The sequence below is a fragment of the Haloparvum sedimenti genome, from assembly GCF_001462205.1.
Lineage (GTDB): Archaea > Halobacteriota > Halobacteria > Halobacteriales > Haloferacaceae > Haloparvum > Haloparvum sedimenti.
Map to the genome: position 1 here is coordinate 130,059 of NZ_LKIR01000127.1, position 8,089 is coordinate 138,147.

The following is an 8,089-nucleotide window of genomic DNA, read 5'->3' on the forward strand; positions in this document are numbered from 1 at the left end:
CGGGGCCGCTGACGGGCAGCAGGCCGCCGAGACGGAGGCCGAAGCTCGCTCGGAGACCGCCGGTGCGGAGGACGGACTGGACGCGTTCACGCACCTCGGGCCGACGGTCCGGGAGGCGCTCTCGGAGCGCGGCTTCGCGACGCCCACGGAGCCGCAGCGCCGGGCGATCCCCCCGATAGCGGCGGGTCGGAACGCGCTCGTGCTGGCGCCGACCGGGACCGGAAAGACCGAGACGGCGATGCTGCCGGTGTTCGACGCGCTCGTGAGGGCTCGCGAGACGCCCACGGGCGCGCCGCGGGAGGGGATCTCCGCGCTGTACATCACTCCGCTCCGCGCGCTCAATCGTGACATGATGGACCGGCTGGAGTGGTGGGGCGACTACCTCGACCTCGAGGTGGCGGTCAGACACGGCGACACGACGCAGTACGAGCGGTCGAAGCAGGCCGACGACCCGCCGGACGTGCTGATCACCACGCCCGAGAGCCTGCAGGCGATCCTCACCGGATCGAAGATGCGGCAGGCGCTCGCGGACGTGGCGCATCTCGTCGTCGACGAGGTCCACGAACTCGCCTCCGCGAAGCGGGGGGCACAGCTGACCGTCGGCATGGAGCGCCTCCGCGAGGTCGCGGGCCCCTACCAGCGGATCGGCCTCTCCGCGACGGTGGGGTCGCCCGAGGAAGTCGGGCGATTTCTGGTTGGCTGCGGGAAGCGGGACCCCTCGCGTGAGGGCGACCGCCAGTTCGAGATCGTGGAGGTCGCGGCCGGCACGCGCGTCGACTTCTCGGTGGTCGAACCCGAGATCACCGACGCCGACGACCGGCTCGCGGGCGAGTTGGCGACGACCGAGGAGATCGCCAGCCACGTCCGCGCGATCAGGGAGATCGTCGCGGCCCACGAGTCGACGCTGATCTTCGTCAACACGCGACAGACCGCGGAGGCGCTCGGCTCGCGGTTCAAGACGCTCGCGGAGGGGGGAAGCGGCAGGTCCGGCGTCGGTGACGACGGCGAACCCGTCGACATCGGCATCCACCACGGCTCGCTCTCCACCGAGGCGCGCGTCGACGTGGAGGACCGCTTCAAGAGCGGCGACCTCGACGGACTGGTCTGTACCTCCTCGATGGAACTCGGGATCGACGTGGGACGCGTCGACCACGTCGTCCAGTACGGGAGCCCGCGCGAGGTCGCCCGGCTGCTCCAGCGGGTCGGACGTGCGGGCCACCGCCGCGACCTCGTCTCGGAGGGGACCGTGGTCGCGAGCGGCGACGACGACGTGCTGGAGTCGCTGGCCATCGCCCGGCGCGCTGAGGAGGGTCTGGTGGAGCCGGCCAGCATCCACCACGGGAGCCTCGACACGGTCGCGAACCAGGTCGTCGGCGTCGTGATGGACTTCAGCGAGGTCCACGCGCGGAAGGCCTACGAGGTCGTGACGAACGCCTACCCCTTCCGGGACCTCTCTGAGCCGGCGTTCCAGGAGGTCGTCCGGGAGCTGTCGAGCAATCGCCTGCTGTGGCTCGACGAGGAGACGGACACCTTGGAGAAGTCCGGCGGGACGTGGCAGTACTTCTACGCCAACCTCTCGATGATCCCCGACGAGTCGACCTACGACGTTCACGACCTCTCCTCGCGGTCGCGGATCGGGACGCTCGACGAACGGTTCGTCCTCAACTTCGCCGGCCCGGGCGAGACGTTCGTCCAGCGCGGCGAGATGTGGCGGATCAACGACATCGACGAGGAGGAGGAGCGCGTCAACGTCTCGCCGGTGGAGGACCCCGCCGGCGAGGTGCCCTCGTGGACCGGCTCGGAGATCCCCGTCCCGAAGCCCGTCGCGGCCGAGGTCGGCCGGCTACGAGGGGAGGTCGCGGAGCGCCTCGCGGACGGGACCCCCCGGTCGGCGGTCGCGCGCGGGTTGACCGAGCGCTACCCGACGGACGCAGGGACGGCGGCGGCCGCGCTGGAGTCCGTCGAGGACCACGCCGCCGCGGGCCACCCCGTGCCGACGGACGAGCGCATCGTCGTCGAGTCGCTCGGGCGCTCGCTCGTGGTCAACGCCGCGTTCGGCCACGAGGTGAACGAGACGCTCGCGCGCTTGCTGTCGGCGCTGATCGGTCAGCGCACCGGCTCCTCCGTGGGGATGGACGTGGACCCCTATCGGATCGAGCTGGAGGTCCCGCCGGACGTGGGTCCCGGCGTCGTCATGGAGGTGCTGGAGGAGACGGAGCCGGCGCACCTGGAGTCGTACCTCGAACTCGCGGTGAAGAAGTCGGACGCGCTGAAGTTCACGCTCGCGCAGGTGGCCGCGAAGTTCGGCGCGCTCAAGCGCTACCGCGAGGGGCAGGGTCGATTCGGCGGCGACCGCCTACTCGCGGCGCTGGAGGACACCCCCGTCTACGAGGAGGCGGTCCGCGAGACGTTCCACACGGACCTCGCGGTCGACGCGACCGCAGCGGTTCTGGAGGCGGTCCAGTCCGGGGACATCGACCTCGTGGCCGCCCGCGAGCGGACGCCGCTCGGCTCGGCGGGCACCTCCTCCGGCCGCGAGTTCCTCGTGCCGGAGAACGCGGACGCCAGCGTCATCGAGGCCGTTCGCGAGCGCATCCGCGAGGACCGCGTGATCCTCTTCTGTCTCCACTGTCGGGACTGGACGCGGAAGACGAAGGTGCGCCGCGTCCGCGACCAGCCGGAGTGCCCGGAGTGCGGGTCGACCCGCATCGCGGCGCTCAACCCGTGGGACGAGGAGGCGGTGAAGGCGGTCAGGGCCGAGGAGAAGGACGAGGACCAGGAGAAGCTCACGAAGCGCGCGTTCCGCTCCGCGAGTCTGGTGCAGACCCACGGCAAGCGTGCGGTGATCGCGCTCGCGGCCCGCGGCGTCGGTCCGGAAAACGCCGCCCGAATTATCAACAACCTCCGCGAGGACGAGGAGGAGTTCTACCGCGACATCCTCGGCCGCGAGCGGGAGTACGCGCGGACGCAGGCCTTCTGGGACTGAGGAGGCGATTGCGGCGGCAATTCGTCCGGATCGGGGTGCCGGCTACCCCGTTCAGTGCGGCGCCGCAGTGCCGACCCGCTCGGCGACCGCACAGCACTGCATGCCTCATCCCTCCCCAGCCTCGGCCGCGAGCCGGGCGCGGAACCGCACCGCATCGCGCCCGGGCGCGGCCTCCCTCGCGCGCGAGAAACGCGCGCGCCGACCGCATCAGTACCGCACTACTGCACCGATACCGCCACAGCACCGCTCTGGACAACCGGGGGGTCAGGGAGTGGTCGGGACTCCGAACCGATACATCACGATCCCACACGTTTTTACAGTCCGTGGGAAATTGCGCGCCATATGGATCACGCACTCGCGGTCGTCGGCCCCACGGAGAAGTCGAAGGAACTCGTGCGCGAGGCGGGAGAACTCGCCGCGGGCGTCGACGCGAAGCTGACGCTGCTGTACGGGACCACCGAGGAGGAGTACAACGACCAGCGCGTCGAACTCGAGGAGATCTCCAACTACGAGGCCTCCTACAGCGTGACGCAGGCGATGCAGGGCGCGAAGAACTACGCCGCGGACGTGGGCCGCGAGGTGCTCGACGACCTCGACGTGGAGTGGGAGGCCCACGGCGCCATCGGCGACATGGGGGAGACGGTGCTGACCGAGGCCGACCGCTACGGCTGCGACCACGTCTTCGTCACCGGACAGAAGCGCTCACCGACGGGGAAGGCCATCTTCGGCGACGAGACGCAGCGGATCGTCCTCGACTTCGACGGCCCCGTGACGGTCCTGACAGTCTGATCCGGTTATCACCGCGGAGGATCGGCCCGTGTAATTTAAGTTAGTCGTCGCGAACCGGTGGTCCATGAGCGACCCGACGACCGACGACGCGGCCGTGTCCGTCGAGGACGGGGACATCAGGGTCTCGAAGTCCTTCTCGAACGACGAGTTCCCGGTCCCTGCAGTGGTGTTCGAGATAGCTTCGGACCGCGAGGACCCCGCCCGGCTCCGGATCGTGGACGACATTCCGGAGTCGTTCCCGATGGACCGCGTTGGGTTCCACCCCGACTACGAGAGCGAGGACTGGACCGCCTACAACGATCACCGCGTCGAGTTCGAGCGCGTGTTCGAACCGGGCGAGACGCTGACGACGGTGTACGGAATCCGGGACGACGACCCGGACACCGACGCGTTCCTCGGCGTTCCCACCGTGGAGACGGCGCGCGAGGGCGAGGAGATGGACGACGTGCTCGGCGCGGACGGCGCGGAAGTCGTCCGCGACGTGCTCGGCGGCGAGCGGTCCTCGCTCCCGGGCATGGACGAACCCGAACAGGAACCCGACACCGGCGGGGCCGCCGAGGACACCGGCGGAACCGGTGCGTCACAGGACGCCGTGGCGGCGGCCGCGGACCCCGCGGAGGCGGCCGACCCGCTAGACGGGCTCGACGCTCCGGATCCGGACGAGTCCGCCGAACCCGCCGAGTCCGCCGAACCCGCCGAGTCCGCCGAACCCGCCGAGTCCGCCGAACCCGCCGAGTCCGCCGAACCCGCTGAACCGGTCGTGACGGGCGCGGACGGGGAGCCGGACGGGACGGAACCGGCCGACTCCGTCGCCCCGGACATCGGCGTCGACGAACTGCGGTCCGCCGAGCCGCAGACCGACGAGACCGAGTCCGCCGACCCTCGTCCCGTCCCGGACGAGGCGACCGCGGCGGTCACCCCGCACGACACCCGGGTCGAGAAACCGCAGCCCGGCGAGTCCGGAGGCGCGGAAGCCGACGACGCGGCGTCGGAGCCGGATGCTGAAGACGCGACAGGCGACGCGACGGACGACCGGCCGGACGCGGCGGGCGACGAGGGCGATGGGGACGACACGGCCCCGGTGACGGAAACCGGGGGAGTCGCGGCGGCGCTGGCCGCGGAGATCCGCTCCGGCGAGGTCGACGAGGAAGATCTCGACGTGTTACAGAAGGAACTCGACCTCGGCACGCCGAACAGCGTCGATGTCCGGATCAGCCGGGTACAGTCCCGGCTCGGCGACCTCGCGGCGTACGTGGAGGCGCTCCAGACGTTCATCGACGAGGAGGGGACCGCCGACGGCGTCCTCGCGGAGATCCAAGCCGAGATCGACGACCTCGACGACGCGGTCGGGGACCTCAGCGTCCGGGCCGAGCGGGCCGACTCCGAGCGGGAGGGGCTCGCGGACGACGTGGCTGACGTCGAGGAGTTCGTCGAGAGCGTGCGCGATGAGGTGTCCGCGCTCGCCGACGACCTCGAGACGACCGACGACCGCGTCGACGCGGTCCAGGACCACGCGGAGACGATCGACGACGAACTCGGCGACGTGTGGGACGACATCGCCGAAGTTGACGCCCGGCTCGTCGAGGTCGAGGAGGCCGTCGAGGACACCGTGGGCGACAGCGAGGTGTCTCTCGAGGAACTGGAGGGGGAGATAGCCCGCATCGACGAGGAGCTCGAGGAGCTCGAGGAGTTCCGCGAGCGACTCAGCGACGCGTTCGGCGCCTGAACCTCACGACCCGGTCTGCTCGGTAGCACGCCGGAAACGCAACCCGTTTTACCCGCGCTCCCTGAACGTCGCCAATGACTACGCCGGTTCCGGTCGCCGTCCCGCGCAAGGGCCGACCGCTCGAAGCTGTGCTCGAGCGTCTCGCGCACGTCGGTGACGCGGGGCCGCTCGCCGACGACGTGAGCAGCACGCTCCGCTACGAAAAGGCCGTCACGAAGGACGACCTGGATGCGGACCGCGGTCCCTACGAGCGGCTCGCGGACTACTCTGACCACGAAGCCCCTGCCGCGCCCGAGTACACCCTACTGCGAGACGACCGCGACGGCAAGCCGCGCCGGATCGTCTTCGACGCCGCGACAGTCGAGATCGGCGACGTGCCGGTGAAACTCGTCGGTCGCGAGGAGCCGTTCCGCGCGCTCAGGACCCACGAGTTCGCGCTCGGGTTCGACTCCGCGGACCTGGTCCTCGAGGAGGTCGTCGGTATCGAACGGGAGGGAATTGCCGAGCTCGCCGACATCAACCGCCGGATAGACCCCCGAGACACGGACGTTCGAGTCGTCACGGGCCTCGGCGACACCGTCTACCACACGCTGATGGCCACTCCGAACGTGCTCCCGTCCGGGACCGACCTCGACCGCGCGTTCGTCGCCGACTACGAGGGTCCGCTCTGTATCTCTCCCCGGTACGAGCGGTTGGTGACGGCCGTCCTCGGAACCGACGCGCTCGCGGACGTCGACTTCACGTACCCCGACCCCGACCAGGAGGAGGAGGCAGCCATCGCGGAGACGGGCCTCGGCGTCTACCTCACCGTGACGGGCTCGACCGCGCGCGACCACGGCCTCGTCCTCGGTGAGCACCTGTTCCCGAGCGAAACGGTGCTCATGGAGAACCGCGCCGAAGCCGATCCGTCGGTCGAGCGCGTCCGCGAACTACTCGTCGGCCCCGACCTCGAGTCGGCGCTTACGGTCTGAGTCCCCGACATTCGACTGCGGACGCGGTGTGCGGTTCTGACGCCTGTTCTCGAGATCGGTCGCCGTCTCCTGTGGGACTTGTCGATCCGCCCGGCGATCCTGGCTCGAACACGGCGACCGATACGAATGAATTAGGTATAGCGAGATGTGATTTATGTGTTCGCTGCTGGCCATTCCCGTCCTCGGAGAAGAAACGGAAAGACGGGAGAAATTTCGCCATATCGGTAATGGGTTTGTCCGGAATCGTCTCCAACGGGGGCTACCTCGGACCGGCTTCGAGGCCTTGCGAAGCCTGATCGCCGACCGACGCCGACTCGAGGCGCTGCCTGAACGCATCCAGTTCTCACGACCGCGTGCAGCTCCGAGACGGAACGGTTTCGAGTGTGTACCCTTCTCGGCGGAAGACGCCGAGAAGCGCGTTCACGCGCTCTCCTGCGGTTCTGTGTCGGGGTGAGGAGGGATTGCTCACCGGGGATACGTCCATCCGGCGTCAAAACCGCGTACGATCCGGATGCTTCCGCGGTCGTCTCACCGCTCGGCCGCGGTATCGGCTGCATCCGGGACCACGGGCCCGTCAGCCGTCGCCGGGTGCAGGGAATTCGTCGCTCGGGCTGGCGCGGCTCCGCGGCCGGCGCCGCGGCGACTCGCGGTCGCCGATCCGGCCGCCTCCTGTTCGAGACACCTGCATACCGCCGGAGTCGGAGTCCCGGAAGCCGTCGCTGCCGGGACGGTTCGTCGTCCGCCCGAACGGCCGTCCCGGCTCCGCGGTCGACATGGTCGGCCGGAGCTCACGTCGCAGCGCCGCCCGTGACTCTCGCGGGGAGGAGTCCGGTCGGATCTGCCAGGCGCCTGCCCGAGCCGCGGCCGTGTTCCACGCGAGTCGAGTCAGCGAACGACGGAGGTAAAGTGTAGGAAAGCAGATAAATATGCCGAACGGGAAACACTCTTCGAGCGAGCGGCGGGACGAACCGGCGGCCGACAGCGAAATTTTTGACCGTTCTCTAAGAACGAAATCCACTTCGGCCATCGATTTATTATCCGATATTTTGGGACTATTTTGGCCGTTTGATGAGCATATTTTTCTAGATATGCGTAGTATAGCGGCTCTATTGTAGCGCTGGATATTTTGATAAAGTCTCTTATCCACTAGTGTGGGGATAGATTGATTAGCGGGGCGGTCAACCCTCGAATCACGAATGTCGTCGGAACCGAACACCGATAGAACGGCGGTGAAGACGTACGTACCGTCCTACCAAAAATCCGAGTGGAAACGGCACGCCGACGATCTCGACATGAGCCAGAGCGAGTTCGTGAGAACGATGGTACAGGCCGGGAGACGGGGGTTCACGACGGGGGGCGAGAGTAACCCCGAGGAGGGCGACGAGGAAGGGTCGAACCCCGGGGGTAACGGCCTCGAAAGCCGGGTCGAATCCGTGTTATCTCGGAAGGGGCCGCTCTCGTGGGAGGATCTGCTCGACGCCCTCTCGGGTGACCTCGAGGAGCGACTGGAGAACGCGCTCGACGACCTCCAGTCCGAGGACCGCGTTCGGTACAGCGGCCGCGAGGGGGGATACGTCCTGACGGACGGTGAACGATGAGCGGGCGGGCCGGTGGCCC

Annotated in this window: 5 protein-coding genes; all 5 read left to right on the forward strand. The window is 68.8% G+C overall.

The annotated features are described in order from the left end of the window. Window positions 1–76: 76 nt before the first annotated feature. The 5 genes from AN233_RS10755 to AN233_RS10775 all read left to right on the forward strand — a co-directional run bounded on the left by AN233_RS10755 (window position 77) and on the right by AN233_RS10775 (window position 8,070). Window positions 77–2,986: a DEAD/DEAH box helicase gene (locus tag AN233_RS10755; RefSeq protein WP_058366858.1), complete on the forward strand. Its 2,910-nt coding sequence runs from the start codon at window positions 77–79 to the stop codon at window positions 2,984–2,986. Between the two features lie 342 nt (window positions 2,987–3,328). Then, a complete protein-coding gene (locus AN233_RS10760) occupies window positions 3,329–3,775 on the forward strand; it encodes a universal stress protein (protein ID WP_058366781.1) in 447 nt (148 codons plus the stop codon). Window positions 3,776–3,839: 64 nt separating this feature from the next. Then, window positions 3,840–5,501, forward strand: coding sequence for a hypothetical protein (locus AN233_RS16585; protein WP_058366782.1), 1,662 nt, complete (start codon window positions 3,840–3,842; stop codon window positions 5,499–5,501). 74 nt (window positions 5,502–5,575) lie between these two features. Beyond that, window positions 5,576–6,472 carry a hypothetical protein gene (locus AN233_RS10770; protein ID WP_058366783.1) on the forward strand — a complete coding sequence of 299 codons (897 nt, stop codon included), beginning with the start codon at window positions 5,576–5,578 and terminating at the stop codon, window positions 6,470–6,472. Between the two features lie 1,196 nt (window positions 6,473–7,668). Next, a complete protein-coding gene (locus tag AN233_RS10775) occupies window positions 7,669–8,070 on the forward strand; it encodes a DUF5805 domain-containing protein (protein ID WP_058366784.1) in 402 nt (133 codons plus the stop codon). Window positions 8,071–8,089 lie beyond the last annotated feature (19 nt).

Bases quoted from the DNA above. Each gene is read 5' to 3' on its own strand.
- AN233_RS10770 (WP_058366783.1), top strand. From the start codon at position 5,576: ATGACTACGCCGGTTCCGGTCGCCGTCCCGCGCAAGGGCCGACCGCTC.
- AN233_RS16585 (WP_058366782.1), top strand. From the start codon at position 3,840: ATGAGCGACCCGACGACCGACGACGCGGCCGTGTCCGTCGAGGACGGG.
- AN233_RS10775 (WP_058366784.1), top strand. From the start codon at position 7,669: ATGTCGTCGGAACCGAACACCGATAGAACGGCGGTGAAGACGTACGTA.
- AN233_RS10760 (WP_058366781.1), top strand. From the start codon at position 3,329: ATGGATCACGCACTCGCGGTCGTCGGCCCCACGGAGAAGTCGAAGGAA.